The 16255-nt window shown below is 71.4% G+C and carries 18 protein-coding genes; 15 read left to right on the top strand and 3 right to left on the bottom strand.

What is annotated here, in order from left to right; all coding sequences use genetic code 11:
* Positions 1-7 precede the first annotated feature (7 nt).
* Entirely contained in the window at positions 8-1741 is a 1734-nt protein-coding gene (locus tag JOD27_RS37445) for an aminotransferase class V-fold PLP-dependent enzyme (protein WP_307830559.1), read from the bottom strand.
* Positions 1742-2017: 276 nt separating this feature from the next.
* On the opposite strand from JOD27_RS37445, the gene JOD27_RS37440 reads away from it, so the two are divergent.
* Positions 2018-2854: a hypothetical protein gene (locus tag JOD27_RS37440; RefSeq protein WP_204767086.1), complete on the top strand. Its 837-nt coding sequence runs from the start codon at positions 2018-2020 to the stop codon at positions 2852-2854.
* Entirely contained in the window at positions 2851-4161 is a 1311-nt protein-coding gene (locus JOD27_RS37435) for a wax ester/triacylglycerol synthase domain-containing protein (protein ID WP_204767085.1), read from the top strand. Before JOD27_RS37440 ends, JOD27_RS37435 begins: the two co-directional genes overlap by 4 nt.
* 20 nt (positions 4162-4181) lie before the next feature.
* On the opposite strand, the gene JOD27_RS37430 is transcribed toward JOD27_RS37435, so the two are convergent.
* Both JOD27_RS37430 and JOD27_RS37425 read right to left on the bottom strand, forming a co-directional pair.
* Positions 4182-5078, bottom strand: a complete 897-nt coding sequence (locus JOD27_RS37430; protein ID WP_204767084.1) for a squalene cyclase — start codon at positions 5076-5078, stop codon at positions 4182-4184.
* Position 5079: 1 nt separating this feature from the next.
* Positions 5080-5970 (bottom strand): polysaccharide deacetylase family protein, encoded by an 891-nt coding sequence (locus JOD27_RS37425; protein WP_204767083.1) that lies wholly within the window; start codon positions 5968-5970, stop codon positions 5080-5082.
* Positions 5971-6335: 365 nt separating this feature from the next.
* Between JOD27_RS37425 and JOD27_RS37420 the strand changes: the two genes are divergently transcribed.
* From JOD27_RS37420 to JOD27_RS37360, 13 genes are all read left to right on the top strand, one after another.
* Entirely contained in the window at positions 6336-6821 is a 486-nt protein-coding gene (locus tag JOD27_RS37420; RefSeq protein ID WP_239570786.1) for a GyrI-like domain-containing protein, read from the top strand.
* 114 nt (positions 6822-6935) lie between these two features.
* A complete protein-coding gene (locus JOD27_RS37415) occupies positions 6936-7622 on the top strand; it encodes a CBS domain-containing protein (protein WP_204767082.1) in 687 nt (228 codons plus the stop codon).
* A 25-nt stretch (positions 7623-7647) separates the two neighbouring features.
* Entirely contained in the window at positions 7648-8283 is a 636-nt protein-coding gene (phoU, locus tag JOD27_RS37410) for a phosphate signaling complex protein PhoU (RefSeq protein ID WP_204767081.1), read from the top strand.
* A 173-nt stretch (positions 8284-8456) separates the two neighbouring features.
* Positions 8457-8885: a hypothetical protein gene (locus tag JOD27_RS37405; protein WP_204767080.1), complete on the top strand. Its 429-nt coding sequence runs from the start codon at positions 8457-8459 to the stop codon at positions 8883-8885.
* On the top strand, positions 8882-9319 hold the full coding sequence (locus JOD27_RS37400; RefSeq protein WP_204767079.1) for a hypothetical protein: 438 nt from the start codon (positions 8882-8884) through the stop codon (positions 9317-9319). Before JOD27_RS37405 ends, JOD27_RS37400 begins: the two co-directional genes overlap by 4 nt.
* A complete protein-coding gene (locus JOD27_RS37395) occupies positions 9316-10215 on the top strand; it encodes a hypothetical protein (RefSeq protein ID WP_204767078.1) in 900 nt (299 codons plus the stop codon). The genes JOD27_RS37400 and JOD27_RS37395 overlap by 4 nt, the downstream gene beginning before the upstream one ends.
* Positions 10202-11434 (top strand): V-type ATPase 116kDa subunit family protein, encoded by a 1233-nt coding sequence (locus JOD27_RS37390; RefSeq protein ID WP_204767077.1) that lies wholly within the window; start codon positions 10202-10204, stop codon positions 11432-11434. The genes JOD27_RS37395 and JOD27_RS37390 overlap by 14 nt, the downstream gene beginning before the upstream one ends.
* Positions 11431-11856 carry an ATP synthase subunit C gene (locus JOD27_RS37385; RefSeq protein WP_204767076.1) on the top strand — a complete coding sequence of 142 codons (426 nt, stop codon included), beginning with the start codon at positions 11431-11433 and terminating at the stop codon, positions 11854-11856. The genes JOD27_RS37390 and JOD27_RS37385 overlap by 4 nt, the downstream gene beginning before the upstream one ends.
* 3 nt (positions 11857-11859) lie before the next feature.
* Positions 11860-12075, top strand: coding sequence for a V-type proton ATPase subunit F family protein (locus JOD27_RS37380; RefSeq protein ID WP_204767075.1), 216 nt, complete (start codon positions 11860-11862; stop codon positions 12073-12075).
* Positions 12072-12575, top strand: a complete 504-nt coding sequence (locus tag JOD27_RS37375) for a hypothetical protein (RefSeq protein WP_204767074.1) — start codon at positions 12072-12074, stop codon at positions 12573-12575. Before JOD27_RS37380 ends, JOD27_RS37375 begins: the two co-directional genes overlap by 4 nt.
* Positions 12563-14284 (top strand): V-type ATP synthase subunit A, encoded by a 1722-nt coding sequence (locus JOD27_RS37370; RefSeq protein WP_204767073.1) that lies wholly within the window; start codon positions 12563-12565, stop codon positions 14282-14284. Before JOD27_RS37375 ends, JOD27_RS37370 begins: the two co-directional genes overlap by 13 nt.
* Entirely contained in the window at positions 14281-15642 is a 1362-nt protein-coding gene (locus tag JOD27_RS37365; protein WP_204767072.1) for a V-type ATP synthase subunit B, read from the top strand. Before JOD27_RS37370 ends, JOD27_RS37365 begins: the two co-directional genes overlap by 4 nt.
* Complete coding sequence (locus JOD27_RS37360) at positions 15639-16250, top strand: V-type ATP synthase subunit D (protein WP_204767071.1); 612 nt, start codon at positions 15639-15641, stop codon at positions 16248-16250. The genes JOD27_RS37365 and JOD27_RS37360 overlap by 4 nt, the downstream gene beginning before the upstream one ends.
* Positions 16251-16255 lie beyond the last annotated feature (5 nt).

Genomic DNA, 16255 nt, shown 5'->3' with positions numbered 1-16255 from the left:
TCTCACCTCAGACGTTTCTGGCTGCCGCAGGCTGCCGGTGCGGGGGAGCGCCGAGCAGGCACACCGGCGGCAGGACGAACCAGCGCAGTGCCTCGAAGTCCTCGGACAGTCCGGTGGGTGCGTCGTCGATCAGGTCGGCCCGTGCGGCGAGCAGGCACCGGGCGTCGTCCAGTTGCGAGGCCAGGATGCCGTCGTCGGCCTGGGCCGCTGTGACGGGAGGCTTCGCGGTCGTGACAGAGCGCAGATCCGGCAGCTCGAGCGGCACAGCGGCTTTGGCGCGGTGCCGCCACCGTCCGGTGTGCGGGTCGAAGACGTAGTCGGCCAGCAGGCGGTGGCCGTGCCGGGCGATCAGCCGCACCGCCTCGACGAGATAGTCACGGACGGCGTCGGTGATGAAGTAGTTGAAGTTCAGGCGTACCCAGCCGGGCTTGACGCCGGCGCAGCCGACGGCGACCTCGTGGTCGTAGCCATGAGAGTGCGCGGCGTCGATGGAGAGCAACCGGTGCCCGTACGGTCCGGCGCACGAGCAACCGCCGCGGGACTGGATGCCGAACAGGTCGTTGAGCACGGCTACCACGAAGTTGTGGTGCAGGAACCGCTCGCCATGGCGAACGCGGAACGACACGATCGACAACCGGGCCGCGTCGTGGTCACCGAGGATCTCGATGCCGGGCTCGTCCTCCCACGCGGCGAGGCCGTACCGCCACAGGCGTTCCTCGCGCGCCTGGATCAGCCGGGTGCCGACGGCGTCCTTGAGCGCGAACACCAGACCGGCCCGGATGGACTCGACGATGGCGGGTGTGCCACCTTCCTCGCGGGCGACCGGGTCGTCCAGGTAGCGGTGCCCGCCGGGGCTGACGAACGCCACCGTGCCACCGCCCGGCACCGTCGGCACCGTGTTGGTGACCAGCTCGCGGCGTACGACCAGCACCCCAGGGGTCTGTGGGCCACCGACGAACTTGTGCGGTGACAGGAAGATCGCGTCCTTGTGATCACCACTGCCTGGCGCGCTCTCTTGCACGCGGATCGGCACGTACGGGGCGGCGGCCGCGTAGTCCCAGAAGGACAGTGCGCCGTGGTCGTGCAGGAGCGCGGCGATGCTGTCGGTGTTGGTGAGGACGCCGGTGACGTTGGAAGCGGCGGAGAAGCTACCGATCAGCAGTGGCCGATCCGCGTGCCGGACCAGCTGACGGCACAGCTCGGCGACGTCGACGTGGCCGTGCACGTCCTCACCGATGACCACTACGTCCGCGATCGACTCGCGCCACGGCAGTTCGTTGGAGTGGTGCTCGTACGGGCCGACGAACACCACAGGCCGCTCGTTCGGAGGGATCTGGCCCATCAGCGCGTATTTGTCGCTCAACCCTGCGGGGAGCCGGATCTCGAGAATGCCGATGAGCTTGGTGATCGCCGCTGTCGCGCCCGAGCCGCAGAAGACGACCAGATCGTCGTCCGTGCCGCCGACCGAGTCGCGGATGAGCCGCCTGGCCTGTTCGCGCAGCCTGGTCGTGTACAGCCCCGTGTCCGAGCTCTCGGTGTGGGTGTTGGCGTAGCGGGGAAGGACGTGCGCGCGGATGAAGTCCTCGATGAAGTCCAGCGCACGCCCAGACGCGGTGTAGTCCGCGTAGATGATCCTGCGCGGACCGTAAGGCCCGTCCAGGACCTCGCCGTCGCCGATGAGGCCGCGTCGGATGCGGTCCACCAGCGGCGCGGCCGGTGCGTCAGGAACGTTGCTGGTCACCCGCTCATCGTGAAACCGGCTGGCTGGCCGTGGACGCTGTCGATGGACCCGTGTGCGCGGGGACGAAGTCCCCTGGGAGCGGGTCGCGCCGAGCCGAAGACTCGAGACATGACCAACCGGATCGTGATCCTCGGCGGCGGAACCGTTCGGACTGTCCGAAGAGGAGTTCATCGTCCAGGTGCAGGACATCATCACGGTCGGAGGGTTCTACGAGCGCGCGGCGGGAGGCCAGATCATCTTCACCTGACCGCGGAGGCTCGGCCGAGGAGGGACGACATGGGCGAGACGCAGACCGAGAAGGACGGCCTCCGTGCCGCCCGCCTGGTTTCAGCGGTGGTGGCGGCGTTGATGGTCGTGTCGTCCGCGGCCGGACTGTGGATTCCCGGTCTCTACCAGGACTCTCCGGAGATCGGTGCGGAACTTCGGGCCTACGACCTGGTCACCCTGCTGCTGGCCACGCCGTTGCTGGTCGGTGCGTTGGTGATGGAACGACGGGGATCTCTTGGCGCACGGCAGGTTTGGCTCGGTCTGCTCATGTACGCCGGCTACAACTACGCGATCTACGTCTTCGGGTCGGCGTTCAACGACATGTTTCTCGTGCACGTGGCGCTGTTGCCGTTGACAGTCGTGGCCGCGGTGCTCCTGTCTCGGAACGTCGATGCTGCCGCCATCCACCGGCGGTTCAGGCGGGGCACGCCGGTGCGCACGATCAGCGTGGTGCTGATGCTCGTAGGGCTCGGCCTCGCCGGGACATGGGTGTTCTACTCGTTGCGTTTCGCCTTCACCGGGGCGCTTCCGGACGAGAGCGAGCTGGTGCTGCCGATGCCGGCGGTGCATCTGGCGTACGTACTCGACCTCGCGTTCTTCGCGCCGGTGTGTGTGCTGGCGTCGATCCTGTTGTGGCGCCGAAAGTCCTGGGGATTCGTGCTCGCCACCGCGGTGCTCGTGTTCGGTGCGCTGTATCAGGTGAACTACGTCGTGGCCCTGGTGTTCCAGGCCAGAGCAGCGGTCGCCGGCGCTCGTGGGTTCGATCCGGCCGAACCGTTCGTCGTGGGAGTGTTCCTTGTCGCGCTCGTCGTGATGGCCGTCAGCATGCGCCCGGACACCCGATGATCGACCGGGCGAGTCCGACCGACCGCGCGTTTCTGGCGATGGATGACGCCCGTGCTCCCGAGCAATTCGGAGTGGTTCTGCTGTTCGACGAGGCCGACGGGTTCGACCTGGATCGTGCCAGGCAGGTGCTCGCCGACCGAGTGGTGGCGGTGCCCAGGCTGCGGCAGCGACTGATCCGGACGCCGCTCGGGTGCGGCGGGCCGATCTGGGTCGACGACGAACGTTTCGACATCCGTGACCAGGTTCGCGTGGTGCGCTGCGCGGAGCCGTGGGACGAACGGGCCTTGCTCGACAGGGCATATTCCCTCGTCGCGACCCCGCTGCCGCTGCCAGGCCCGCGTTGGTCGGCGGTGTTCGTGACAGGGCTCGCCGACCGGCAGGTCGCGCTGGTGATCGTGTTGCATCACGTGCTCGCGGACGGGGTCGGCGGGCTTGCCATCCTGGCCCGCCTGGCCGATCCGGGAACGTCCGCGCCCCCGGTGGTCTTTCCCCGACCGCGTCCGACTGCAACCGCGCTGGCCCTCGACGCCGTGTCGGAACGGGTTCGCGCCGTGCTCCGGACTGGCGCGGCTCTGCGCTTGCTGCGCATGTCGACGGCCGCCGCGGGAGGGCTGCATCCTCCGCGTGCGGTGCCGTGCTCGTTGTTGCGGCAGACCGGAGGACGCGGCGGGTCGGCTGTGGTCCGCGTCCCCGCGAAGGCGCTTCGGGCAGCGGCGCACCGGCACGGCGCCACTGCCAATGACGCCATACTGACGGCGGTGGGAGCGGCACTGAACGACGTGCTGCTGGCCAGCGGAGAGTCCCTCGACACCGTGATGGTCGGCGTGCCGGTGTCCGGTCACGTGTCGGAAGAGCCCGCGCGGGGAAACATGGTCAGCCCGCTCCTGGTGCCCGTACCGGCCACTGGCGACCTGGCAGAACGCCTGCGGCGCACCGAAGCCCGAGTTCGCGCGCACAAGTCCTCCGCTCAGGGACCGCCGCTGATCGCGTTGCTCGGCTGGCTGTTCCGGCCGCTCGCCGCACTCGGTGTCTACCGCTGGTACATGAACCATCAGCGTCGAATGCACACCCTGGTCAGCCACGTCCGCGGCCCTGCTGATCCGATCACCTTCAGCGGCTGGCCGATCCGATCGGCCGTCCCGATCGGATCGCTCGGTGCCGGGAACGTGACCGTCTATTTTGACGTGTTCACCTACGCGGGCACCGTGACCATCACCGTGATCGCGGATCTGGACCGGTTCCCGGACCTCGATGTGCTCACGCGTGCCGTGCGCGCTGAGCTCGACCGCATCACCTCGTTGGACTGACGACAGTCCGACGCGCACCGTCAGGGTCTGTCGAACCATCTCAGCACGCGCAGTGCGCGCAACGTGTTCCAGCGGCTCGGTTCACCGGCCTGCTCCAGGTCGAACCAGACCGCGCCGGGGTGGGGCCGCTGCAACGTCCACCTGCCGTCCCGGCCCTGCTTGGTCCGCACCGCTTCGACGGCATCGGTCAGCCGCTCGTCCCGGTGCGCTCCGGCGGCGCGGAAGTGGTCCAGTGCGCGGAGCACGTCGTGGCGCCAGCGGGGTGGGAAGGTCAGGCGGAGCATCGCGGAATCGACCACGGCGCCGGTGCGGTGGGAACGGTAGAGCCGGTGGGCCAGCAGGAACTCCCGGCCGCGCGCCTCCTCCTGCTCGGCCCCGCCGTAGTCGCGCAGACCGTCGAGCACGTTCGCGGTGGTGTGGAACGAACTGTGCGTGGCGCCCTGGTGCCGTAGGCAGTTCCATCCGCCGTCCGGCATCTGTTCGCGCTTCAGGTAGGCGGCGAGCAGTTCCCGGCGCGGGTCCGGGGACCCGAAGTACGACAGCAGACCGAGCGCGAACCCGGTGATGCACGTTTCGCTGCGCCGCTGGGTCACGGAGAGGTTCATGCCGCCGTCCTCCCACAGTCCTTCCTCCAGGAACAGCGCGCACGACTCGCGGGCCCGCGGATCGTCCGGAGGCAGGCCGAGCTGGCGCAGCAGCAACAACGAGTACGTGGTCGAGATCCACTTCCGGCCGTACAGGCGCGGGGTCCAGCGGCCGCCATCGTCGCGATGGGCGAGCAGCCGCGCACCCCAGCCCTCGGTCGCGACCCGTGCCCGTTCCGCCCGCCACTCCGCCTCCGGCCCGTCCTGAAGATCGCGTATCACCTGCCACCGGATGGCGGGATCGCCGTCCAGCAGCCATGCCTCGACGTCCATGTCACCTCCTGGTCGTCCCCTCGCCGAGCAGGGTGTCGAGGGTGACGAAGTCGTAGCCGCGTGCCCGCACGGCGGCGATGACGTCCGGTAGGGCGTCGGCGTCCAAAGTGGATCGATCGGTGGGGTGGGATCCGATGTGCATCAGCACGATCTCGCCTGGTTGCAGTGCTGTGATCGTGCGTTCGACGACTCGTTGGGGGCTGTTGCCGCCGGTGGTGCCCTGCCAGCCGAGGGTGTCGACGGTCCAGCGCACCGCGACGTAGCCCTGGGCGTTGACGTCCGCGATCGTGCGTGCGTCGCGGTCGCCGTAGGGGAAGCGGAACAGCGGTCGGGGGTCGGCGCCGGTGCGCATGAGGACCTGTTCGGCACGGGTCAGTTCGGCGGCGATCTCGTTGTCGGGCAGTCGGGTGAGGTAGGGGTGTGTCATCGAGTGGTTTCCGATGCGGTGCCCGGCGGCGAGGATCGCCTGCACGGTACCCGGTTCGGCCTGGGCGAAGTTGCCGGTGAGGAAGAAGGTCGCGAGCACCCGCTGGTCCGCCAGGGTGCGGAGGATGCTGGGCAGTCCCGCGGAGTTGGCGCCCGCGTCGAAGGTGAGTGCGACGACCTTGCGGTCGGTCGGCAGTCTGGAGATGTCCTGGCCGCGCAACGACTCCGGGAAAGGAACCGCTGGGGGAGGTGTCCGAGTGGTTGTCGGCGCCGTTGTCGTTGGCGGTGTGCTCGAACCGGTGGTGGTGGTGGTCGTCGTCGGACTGGCCGAGGTGCTCGATGGTGCCGCTACCGGCGGTTCGGGCGCCGGCCGCAGCAACGCGAAGACCACCACCGCCACGCCCGCGAGCACCAGCACCATCGCGCCGGCCACCAGGGGCCGGTGCGCCGTCAGCCATGCCTTCACCGCACTCACCTCCACGGACAGGGTCGCGTCCGGCGGCGCGTGCTGAACCGGGCACGAGGTCCTGTTCCGCGGGGGCCGGAAGGCGGTGTGTGCGGTTCCCCGATGGCGCACTTCGACCGTCACCGAGACCAGCTCCCGCTCGGCCGATCGGAGACGGGACCTTCGGATCTGGTGATAGCGCCGAACGTCCCTGATGACCACTTCGCCAGAAGGCGATGCTCTGTCAGAGGGTCAGCCACACCGAGGCCGGAACGGCGACACAGCTCGGCTGCGAGGACCCCGATGAACGTCCCGACCGGCCGTGCCGGAGGACCCCGAACGCGCGGCACTGTCAACGCGAACGGACGGCGAAGGAGCCTGACGTGATGATGCAGCGATACGACATCCAGCCCCAGATCCTCGCCGAGCAGCCGACAGCGGTCGCCATGGGGACGGTGGCGGTGTCGGAGATCGGTCCGTGGCTGACGAAGACGTACAACGACATCGCGGCCGTCCTCGCGGGCTGCGGCATCGAGCCGACGGGGGCGCCGTTCGCCCGTTATCACCGGTTGGCGGACGGCCGGTTCCGGGTGGAGGCGGGCTACCCGGTAGGCGTGGCGATCGACCGCGCGGACGGGGTGCATCCCTCGGTGCTTCCCGGTGGCCCGGCCGCCAGGACGGTCCACCTCGGGCCGTATGAGGCGATGGAGTCGGCGTACGGCGCGCTGACGTCGTGGGTGCGGGCACGGGGCGGCGACGTCGTGGGTGACGCCTGGGAGATCTACTTCAGCGATCCGGAGATCGAACGCGATCCCGCGGCGTGGCGCACCGGAGTTGTGCAGCCCTATCGGATGGCGTCACCCCAGAGGTGATCGCCCGGAGCACATCGGCTCACCGCCGTGGCGACGAAGGTCCCTGTGGCGCGCGGCGGTACGGGAGAAGCCTGGACGGTGCGCTCATCGACCACCCGGCGAGAGGAGAACGCCATGCGCAGGCTTTCCGTCGCCTCGCTGATGACCAGCGAGGTGATCACCGCGATTCCGGAGACGCCGTTCAAGGATCTGGCGCTGCTGATGAGGAAACACAGCATCAGCGCGGTGCCGATCGTCGAGGGGGATTACGCCGTGGGCGTGGTTTCGGAGGCCGACCTGCTGCCGAAGGAGGAGTTCCGCGGTGGCACCACGGCCAGGCCCGCGATCCTGTCGAGCCGGGCGGAGAAGCGGCGCTGGCGCAGGGCCCTCGGCGGCACCGCGCGTGAGGTCATGACGACACCGGTCCGCACCATCCGCATGGACGCCTCCGCGAGCACCGCGGCGGGGGAGCTGGCGAAGGCCGGCGTTCGCAGGTTGTTCGTGGTCGACGTGGACGGCGCGCTCGTCGGCGTGCTGTCGCGGCGGGACCTGCTCAAGGTCTTCGTGAAGGACGACGAGGCGTTGCGGGCCGAGATCCAGGACGAGGTCTTCGGCAGCTCGACCTGGATCAATCCGGCCACAGTGGACATCACGGTCCACGACGGCGTGGTGACGATGCGGGGACTGCTGGAGCGGCGCAGCGACGTGGACCTCGCCGCGTACTTCGTCCGCGCGCTGCCGGGCGTCGTCAGTCTGGAGAACAACCTGGCGTACGAGTGGGACGACACGCAGCGTCCCCGCCGCGTCGAGATGTTCGGCTGAACGGACCGCGGAAGAGGTGATCGTCATGCGTGAGGCGTTCGAAGCGGAACTGGCCGCGTTCCGCCGGCAGCTGGCCGATCTGGCCCAGCGCACCCAGGACGCGATGACCCGCGCCACCACCGCCCTGCTGGACATCTCGCTCACCGGGGCCGCCGACGTGATCGGCGAGGACGAGGAACTGGTCGAGGCGCACCACCGGATCGACCAGCAGGCCCTCGCCTTGCTGGCGCTGCAGCAGCCCGTGGCAGGTGATCTCCGCACGATCGTCGCGGGTCTGCGGACGAGCGCGGACCTCAAGCGCATGGCCGCGTTGGCCCGTCATGTCGCCGAGCTGGTGCGGCAACGGCATCCCCGGCCGGTGGTCCCGCAGTCGGTGCGTCCGACCATCATCGAGATGGGGGCGGTGGCGGCTCGGCTGGCCGCGGCCGCACAGGAGGCGATCACGACCGGAGACGCCGACGCGGCAGTGGTCATGGACCGAGCCGACGACGAGATGGACACCTTGCTCACGTCCCTGTACGGCAGCTTGGTCGTCGAACACCGGTGGGACGTCGAGACCGCGATGGACCTCACGCTGCTGGGCCGCTATTACGAGCGGTTCGCCGACCATGCGGTGTCCGTCGCCAAGCGGGTCGCGTTCGCGGTCGGCACCCGCGGCTGACGTCGTCCGCATCGGGCGCAGATCATCTCCGCGTGCCGAGATGCCCTCCTCCTCGCGGTGTGCTGTCCACGTGAAGGATCCCGCAGGCCGAGGTGGCCGGACAGGGTAGTTCGGCCGTGGCGGGCCGTCGTTCGCGGCGGCCAACAGGGTGGTGGCGCTGGGGCTGCCGGTCTGTGCACCGCCGCCCGGTCGACGCGAACGGCAATTCGGTGGGCACCGCGGGCCAGGTGCTGCCGACGGTCGCCGGCATGGGCGGCATCGCGCTGATCGTGACGGCATGCGTGCACCAACTGTTGTTGCCGCGCAAGGTCTCCCACCGCCCAGAGGGCACCAGTGCCTCGGAGATCGAGCAGGCGCTGACCGCTCGGGCACGACGGGCCGAGGCACGGAAGCTCGCCGCCACTGATCCGTTGCTCGCGCACGAACTGCTCGTCGAGTGGACGTGCCGGTGGCGGCCTGGGACCGGGATCGGGCGGTCGCCCTGCCCTGTTGATCCCGAGGCCCGCACCGGATGGGGGGCGCTCAAGGGGCCGAGGTCCCTGTGCAACGGGGAGGTCCGTCACTGCCGTACACGGCAGCGCGTCGCGACCATGGACCGGTGACGAGGCTCCGCGATCTCCTGCAGCGCTACCGCCCGGCGGGGACGCCGGGTGCGGCGGCGCGGCCGGGAGTGCCGGCGGACCGGGCTGCCGAGCTGGACGCCGAGCTGGGGCCGGTGCTCGCGTTGCTGGCCGAGGCCGAGCAGGAAGCGGAGCGCATCCGGATCGAGGCACGGGCGGAGGCGGCCGGGATTCGTGCGCGGGCAGCAGGCCAAGCCGAGAACTTCCGCGTCGAGGCGAAAGACCGTGCAGCGACGGTGCGTGCGCGTACGGCCGCCCGTGCGCGGGCAAAAGCGGCTCCGGACGGCGAACAGCTCGTCGCGGCGGTGCGGGAGCGCTCCGAACAGACGCGTGCACGTGCCGCGGCTCGCATGCCCCGGCTCGTGGACCGGGCGGTGGCGTCGGCGCTCGCGGTGCTGAAGGAGGCTGTGCCGTGAGCGCGGCGTGGGTCGCGGGCGGGGTGCGGGCACAGGCGTTGCTGCGCCGGCGGTCCGGTGCCCTCGGCGCGCGCGAGGTGGCGGGCTGCGTGTCGCTGGCCGACGCGCAACGGTTGCTGGACACCGGTCCCTATCAGCGGTACGTGCGAGTGGGGCAGTCGCTGGAGCAGACCGAGCACGCGGTCGCCGCGACCCTGTTGTGGCACCTGCGGGTGCTCGCGGGGTGGCAGCCGCGTGCGGGTGCCGAGCTGGTGCGGCTGCTGGCCGGGTGGTTCGAGGTCGCGAACGTGCTGGAGCACGTGCGGTCACTGGCCGGGGAGAGCTCAGGTGAGCTGTACCGGCTCGGCACGCTCGCCACCGCCTGGCCCCGGCTCGCGGCCACCACGTCGCTCGTCGGGCTGCGGCACGCACTCGCAGCCTCGCCCTGGGGTGATCCAGGTGCGCACGACCCGTGGCGGATCGCCTGTGGCGTGCAACTCGGCTGGGCGGCGCGAGTGGCGGGTGGCGTGCCGCAGGCGGCGGCGTGGGCCGCGGGCGCGGCGGCGTTGCTGGTCGCGCGGGTGCGGTTCCTGCTCGGCCGGCCGGTACCGGACTCGGCGCTGCTCGGACCGGAGTCGCCCGGCGACCTGACGGCGTTCGCCGGTGCGCTGCCGGGTGAGGCGGCGTGGGCGCTCGCGGACGTGCGGGACCCCGCAGATCTTTGGCGTGCCGAGGAACGGTGGTGGACACGCGTCGAGAACGACGCGCACACGCTGCTGCGGGGGCCGGGGTTCGGGCCGGAACCGGTGGTCGGATGCGTCGCCCTGCTCGCGCTGGACGCCCGGCGGGTGCGTGCCGCGCTCGAGCTCGCCGCACGCGGTGGACGGCCGGTGGAGGTCTTCGATGCCCTTGCCTGAAGCGGTGACTCCGGTCCGGATGGAACGGGTGGCGATCGTCGCCCCCGGCGACGTGCTGCGCGACGCGGTGCTGAAGCTGTCGGGCCTGGTTGACATCGACCGCACGGAAGAGGAACTCGAGAAGCTGATCGCCGGCGCGGTCCGGCGCGGTGAGGTCGCGGCGCTGGCGGGCTGGTGCCCGGCCGACGACCGGCCCGGCATCGCGGCCGCTCTCGCCGAGGTGGGTGCCGCGATAGTGCCCATGCGCGCGCCGCGCGGTGTGGATCCGCCGACTCTGCTGCGCGAAACCGGGTCGGTGCGGCGTTCGTTCACACCGCTCGTGAGCACGTACGGCACCGTGCCGTACCAGGACGTCGATCCGACGTTGCTGGCTGGCGCCGCCTACGTGCTGATGTTCGGGATGATGTTCGGCGACGCCGGCCAGGGGCTGCTGCTGGTGGCGGTCGCGGCGCTGTTGCGCGGCTGGTCCCGGCTTGCGCGCTGGCGCGCGGCGTGGCCGTTCGTCGCCGGGGCAGGCGTGGCGAGCACCCTTTTCGGTGTGCTCTACGGGGAGTTCTTCGGGCCGACCGGTGTCGTTGCGGCGTTGTGGGTCGATCCGCTGGAGGACCCCGTGCTGCTGCTGGGGTCCGGCGTGGCGGTGGGGGCGGTGCTGCTCGCCGCCGCGTACGCCGTCGCGATCGTCAACCGGTGGCGGGAGGGCGGTCCGCGGCTCGCGGTGTACGCGGCGTCGGGAGTTGCCGGTGCCGCGCTGTTCCTGGGAATCGCCGGCGTGGCCGGCGGCCTGTTGCTCCACGCCGGGCTCGTCGTCGTGGCCGGCGCCGTCACGGCGGTGGCCGGGCTGACGCTGGCCGGGGTGGGTTTCGCGGCCGCGTCCGGCGGTGGTGCCGCGGGCGTGGCACAGGCCGTGGTGGAGTTGTTCGACATCGTGATCAGGACCGGGTCGAACCTGGTGTCCTTCGCCCGGCTCGCGGCGTTCGGCCTCGTGCACGCGGCGATCGGTTCCCTGGTGTGGCTGGGCACGACCGCGCTGGCGGGCCACGGGGTGGCCGGGGTCGGCGCGGCGGTCGTCCTCTTCCTGCTCGGCAACGCCCTGGCGTTCTCCCTCGAGGCGCTGGTCGCCGCGATCCAGGCGTTGCGCCTGGAGTTCTACGAACTGTTCTCGCGGGTCTTCGAGATCGAGGGCCGGCCATTCCGCCCTTGGCACGGGGAGGCACGATGATGGTCTGGTTGGCAGGTCTGCCGGTGCTCGTCGCGGCGTGCGCGGGTGCGGTGCTGCTGGTGCGGCGCAAGGGACGCGCCGCTCTCACCGTGTTCCTCGGGCTGAACGCACTTCTGCTGGTGGGAGCGGCGATCGCGCTCGTCGTCGCGCTGAGCGGCGGCGAGGCGGCCGCCGCACCGCTGACCGTCGCCCAGAGCACCCCGCCCGCGGCGAACTGGGCGGCGCTCATCGGCGCGGCGATCTCGGTCGCCGGCTCGTCCATCGGCGCCGCGATCGCCGTGGCCTACACCGGAGCGGCCGCTCTGGCCGCGCTGAGCGAGCGTCCCGAGTTGTTCGGGCGGGCCATGGTGATCGTCGGCCTCGCCGAGGGCATCGCGATCTACGGCCTGATCGTGGCCGTGATCCTCATCGGGAAGGCGTGAGTCGTGGGCGCGGTGGCCGTGATCGGCACCGGAGTGGACGGCTGGGCGCTTGCCGGTGCACGCGTGCACGAGGTGGGCGACGACGCGTCCGTGCGCATGGCGTGGAGCTCGCTGGAGGACGACGTGTCGGTGGTGCTGCTCACCGAGGAGGCCGCCCGCGTGCTGAGGGCCGAACTCGTCGCCACGTCCTGGCCGCTCGTGGTGGTGATGCCGCCGTGAACGCCCAGCTGGACGCACTGGCACCGGTGATCGCCGCACTCCTGGCGCGTGCGCGAGCCGAAGCGGAACAGGAGGTCACCGCCGCGCGGCGACAGGCGGACAGCACGCTCGCGGACGCCCGAGCCGAGGCACGGCGGATCCTGGGCGAGGCCGCGGCCGCGGGCAGAGCTGCCGCTGCGGAGTCGATCGCCGCCGAGCACGAGCGTGCCCGCCGCGCGGCCCGTGCGCTGGAACTGGCTGTGCAGCGCGAAATCTACGACGATTTCGTCCACCGGGTCGCCGCCGCCGTGGCGCGGGCTTTCAGTGATCCGATGATGCGCGCGCGACTCGTCGCGGCGGTGCGGGCCGAGCTGGGGCCGGACGCGTCGGTGCGCGACGGAGACGGCGGTGGCGTGCTCGGCGACGTCCCGGGCAGGCGGCTCGACCTCGGCGTCCGTGCGGTCACCGATCGTGCTGTGGAGGCGCTGGGTGACGAGGTTCGAGAGCTGTGGGCGCCGTGACCGCGGGCCGGGTCGTCCGGGTGGCCGGGCCGCTCGTCGAGGTGCGCGACATCGGCCCGGTGGCGATGCACGACCTGGTCACGCTCGGCCCGTCGGCCATACCTGGTGAGGTCGTGGCGATTCGGGACGGTCTGGTGAGCCTGCAGGCCTACGAGTACACGGGCGGGCTCGGCCCCGGTGCCGCGGCCGTGCCCGCGGGCAGGCCGTTGTCGGTGCGGCTCGGCCCCGGCCTGCTCGGCAGGGTGTTCGACGGACTGCTGCGCCCGTTGTCGTCGGCCCCCGCCTTTCTCCGGCCGGGCGCGGCGATCAAGGACGGCGACCAGGCGTGGTACTTCGAGGCGCGGGTGAGCGAGGGTGATGCGGTGCGGCCTGGGCAGTTGCTCGGCGTGGTCGCCGACGCCGGTGCGTTGGAGCATCGCGTGCTCGTACCGCCGGGCACGTCGGGTGTCGTGGAGTGCTTGGCGGACGGGAAATGCGCGGCCGACGCGGTGATCGCGACCGTGGGCGGCGTGCCGGTCGGCCTGTGCGCGGACTGGCCCGTGCGGGTGCCGCGGCCGTACCGGGTTCGCCGGACCGCGGTCGAGCCGCTGCGCACCGGTCAGCGCGTGGTGGACCTGCTGTTCCCCATCGCACGCGGCAGTGCCGCCGCCGTGCCGGGCGGCTTCGGCACCGGGAAGACCGTGCTGCTGCAACAACTCGCCAAGTGGTGCGACGCGGACGTGATCGTCTACATCGGATGCGGTGAACGCGGCAACGAGCTCGCCGAGGTCGTCGCGGAGCTGTTCGAGCTCACGGATCCGCGCACGGGCGGGCGGCTGGCCGACCGCACCGTCGTCATCGCCAACACCTCCAACATGCCGATGATGGCGCGCGAGGCAAGCATCTACACCGGCGTCGCCGTGGCGGAGTTCTACCGCGACATGGGCTATCACGCGGTCGTCATCGCCGACTCCACGTCGCGCTGGGCGGAGGCGTTGCGCGAGTTCGCCTCCCGGACCGGGGCGCTGCCGGCCGAGGAGGGGTATCCCGCCGACCTCGCCTCGGCGCTCGCGGCGTTCTACGAACGCGCCGGCTCTGTGGAGACGCTCGGCGGATCCAGCGGCTCGGTCACGATCATCGGCGCCGTGTCGCCACCGGGCGGGGACATGACCGAGCCGGTCACCGCGCACACCGAACGGTTCGTGCGCGCAAGGTGGACGCTCGACCGCGACCTCGCCTATTCCCGGCACTACCCGGCGGTGTCGTGGTCCTCGTCGTTCTCCAGGGACGCGCCCGCGATCGGCAGCCACCACGTGCGCGAGAACGACCCGAACTGGCCGGCGCGGCGCGACCGCGTGATCGCGCTGCTGGCCGAGGCCGACCGGCTCGCCGCACTCGCCGAGCTGGTCGGTGCCGCCACGCTCTCGGCCCCCGAACGGGTCGTGCTGCTCGGCGGGCGGCTTCTGCGCGACGGTGTCCTCCAGCAGAGCGCACTGTCCACAGTGGATGCTTCAGGTGGTGACGAGAAAGCCGCGGCACTCGTCGAGGCCGTGCTCGCGGTGGTGGACGAGTGCCGCCGGTTGGTCGGCGCGGGCGTCGCCGTCGAGGACGTCGAGGAGTTCGACTTCACCGAGCTGGTTCGGCTGCGCGAGCGGGCCGGGCCGCGGGACGTCGAGCTGATCGGCCGGAGCCGGGACGCGGTGCTGGCCGGGTTGCGGAGGCTGACGTGACAGGAGGGGTCGAGTTCACCGGGGTGCGGGAACTGCGCGGACCGCTGGTGGTGGTCGCGGATGTCACGGGCGTCGGCTGGGACGAGTTCGTGCGCATCAGGCTGTCCTCCGGTGAGCTGCGGCACGGTCTGGTGCTCGAGGTCGACCACGACCTCGCCGTCGTGCAGGTGCTGGAGGGCACCGCCGGGATGAGCTGCGCGGGCACGGCGCTGGAGTTCACCGGCAGCCCGTTCGGCATTCCGGTCGGCACCGGGTGGCTCGGCCGGGTGTGCGGCGGCCGCGGCCAGCCGATCGACGGCGGTCCGCCGGTGTTCGGCACACGCCGCGAGCCGGTGACCGGAGCCCCGCTGAACCCGACCTGGCGCGAACCGCCCGCGGAGCCCGTGCTCACCGGTGTGTCGGCGATCGACGCGCTGACCACGCTGGTGCGCGGCCAGAAACTGCCGCTGTTCTCCCTGCCGGGACTGCCGCACCTGGAGCTCGCGACGCAGATCGCCGCACAATCCACAGTAGGGGGAGCACAGTTCTGCGTGGTTTTCGCCGGCATCGGCCTCACCCACGCCGACGCCGCGTTCGCACGAGACGCGCTGGAGGAGCGCTCAGCCGCGGGAGAACTGGTGCTGCTGCTCAACACCGCGGACGACCCGGTCGTCGAACGCATCCTGACCCCGCGGATCGCACTGACCGTCGCCGAGGAACTGGCGTTCCGCGGCGGCAGGCACGTGCTGGTGGTGATGACCGACATGACCAGCTACGCCGAAGCGTTGCGCGAGGTGTCTGCGGCGCGCGGCGAGATCCCGGCCAGACGGTCGTACCCCGGCTACCTCTACAGCGACCTCGCCTCGCTGTTCGAGCGCTGCGGCCGGATCCGCGGCAGGCCGGGATCGGTGACGGTGCTGCCGGTGCTCACCATGCCGGGCGGCGACATCACGCACCCCGTGCCCGATCTCACCGGCTACATCACCGAGGGACAGATCGTGTTCTCCGCCGAGGCGCACGCGCGCGGCGTGTACCCGCCGGTCGCCCCGCTCGCGTCGTTGTCGAGGCTGATGCGCAACGGCGCGGGCGCCGGCCGCACGCGCGCGGACCACCTCGACGTCGCCGCGCAGCTGCTGGCCGCCCTCGCTCGGGCACAGCAGGTTCGCGACCTCGCCGAACTGATCGGCTTGAGCGGACTGAGCCGCACCGACCGGGCGTATCTGGAGTTCGAGGAGGCGTTCCGCGGCGAGCTGCTCGGCCAGCGCCGCGGGGAGACCCGCTCGTTGGACGACACGCTGGAGCGGGCGTGGCGCGTGCTGTTGCGGCTGCCTCGCTCCGAACTCGCGATGCTGCCCACCGCCCTGCTGGAGCAGCGATGACCGCGATCCGGGTACCGCCTGGCCGCTCCGGCCGCTCGTGGCTGCGCCGCCGCCTGACCGGCGCGGAGCGCGCGGCCGAGTTGCTGGAACAGAAGCTGCGGGCGTTGCACGCGGAACAACGACGGCTCGAAGCCGTCGTCGGCCGCAGCGGCGAGGAGTGGCGCGCCCGCCTCGCCGAAGCGCGCACCTGGACGCTGCGCGGCGCGCTGGTGGGAGGCAGGCGCGGCATCCGCCTGGCGGGCAGCTCCGCCGAAGCGGAGGTCACCGTCTCGTGGACCACGACGCTGGGCGTGCGCTATCCCGCCGCGGCGACGTGCGCACCCCCACCCGACTCGGAGTCCACCCTGCCCGGTGGCACGGCGATCACCCGCGCGGCGCAGGAACAACGCAGGGCGCTCGAAGCGGCCGTCCAGCACGCTGTGGCCGTTGCCGCACTGCGGCTGGTGTCCACCGAGGCCGACGCGACCCGGCAACGCGTGCGGGTGCTGCGGCGGCATTGGGTTCCCCTGCTGTGCGACGCGCTTGTCCGCATCGAGCTCGAGTTGGAGGAACGGGAACGCGCGGAGGGTGTCCGGCACCGGTGGGCGGCCGGACCCCACCTGCCATGAGCCCA

This window comes from Lentzea nigeriaca (assembly GCF_016907955.1).
GTDB lineage: Bacteria > Actinomycetota > Actinomycetes > Mycobacteriales > Pseudonocardiaceae > Lentzea > Lentzea nigeriaca.
The sequence above is the reverse complement of the archived record's forward strand: the minus strand, read 5'-3'. Positions and strand labels throughout refer to the sequence as shown.

What these genes read in the sequence shown, in the direction of transcription:
- JOD27_RS37430 (WP_204767084.1), bottom strand. Translation starts at nt 5,078, where the DNA reads ATGGACGTCGAGGCATGGCTGCTGGACGGCGATCCCGCCATCCGGTGG.
- JOD27_RS37385 (WP_204767076.1), top strand. Translation starts at nt 11,431, where the DNA reads ATGATGGTCTGGTTGGCAGGTCTGCCGGTGCTCGTCGCGGCGTGCGCG.
- JOD27_RS37415 (WP_204767082.1), top strand. Translation starts at nt 6,936, where the DNA reads ATGCGCAGGCTTTCCGTCGCCTCGCTGATGACCAGCGAGGTGATCACC.
- JOD27_RS37420 (WP_239570786.1), top strand. Translation starts at nt 6,336, where the DNA reads ATGATGCAGCGATACGACATCCAGCCCCAGATCCTCGCCGAGCAGCCG.
- phoU (WP_204767081.1), top strand. Translation starts at nt 7,648, where the DNA reads ATGCGTGAGGCGTTCGAAGCGGAACTGGCCGCGTTCCGCCGGCAGCTG.
- JOD27_RS37435 (WP_204767085.1), top strand. Translation starts at nt 2,851, where the DNA reads ATGATCGACCGGGCGAGTCCGACCGACCGCGCGTTTCTGGCGATGGAT.
- JOD27_RS37360 (WP_204767071.1), top strand. Translation starts at nt 15,639, where the DNA reads ATGACCGCGATCCGGGTACCGCCTGGCCGCTCCGGCCGCTCGTGGCTG.
- JOD27_RS37390 (WP_204767077.1), top strand. Translation starts at nt 10,202, where the DNA reads ATGCCCTTGCCTGAAGCGGTGACTCCGGTCCGGATGGAACGGGTGGCG.
- JOD27_RS37440 (WP_204767086.1), top strand. Translation starts at nt 2,018, where the DNA reads ATGGGCGAGACGCAGACCGAGAAGGACGGCCTCCGTGCCGCCCGCCTG.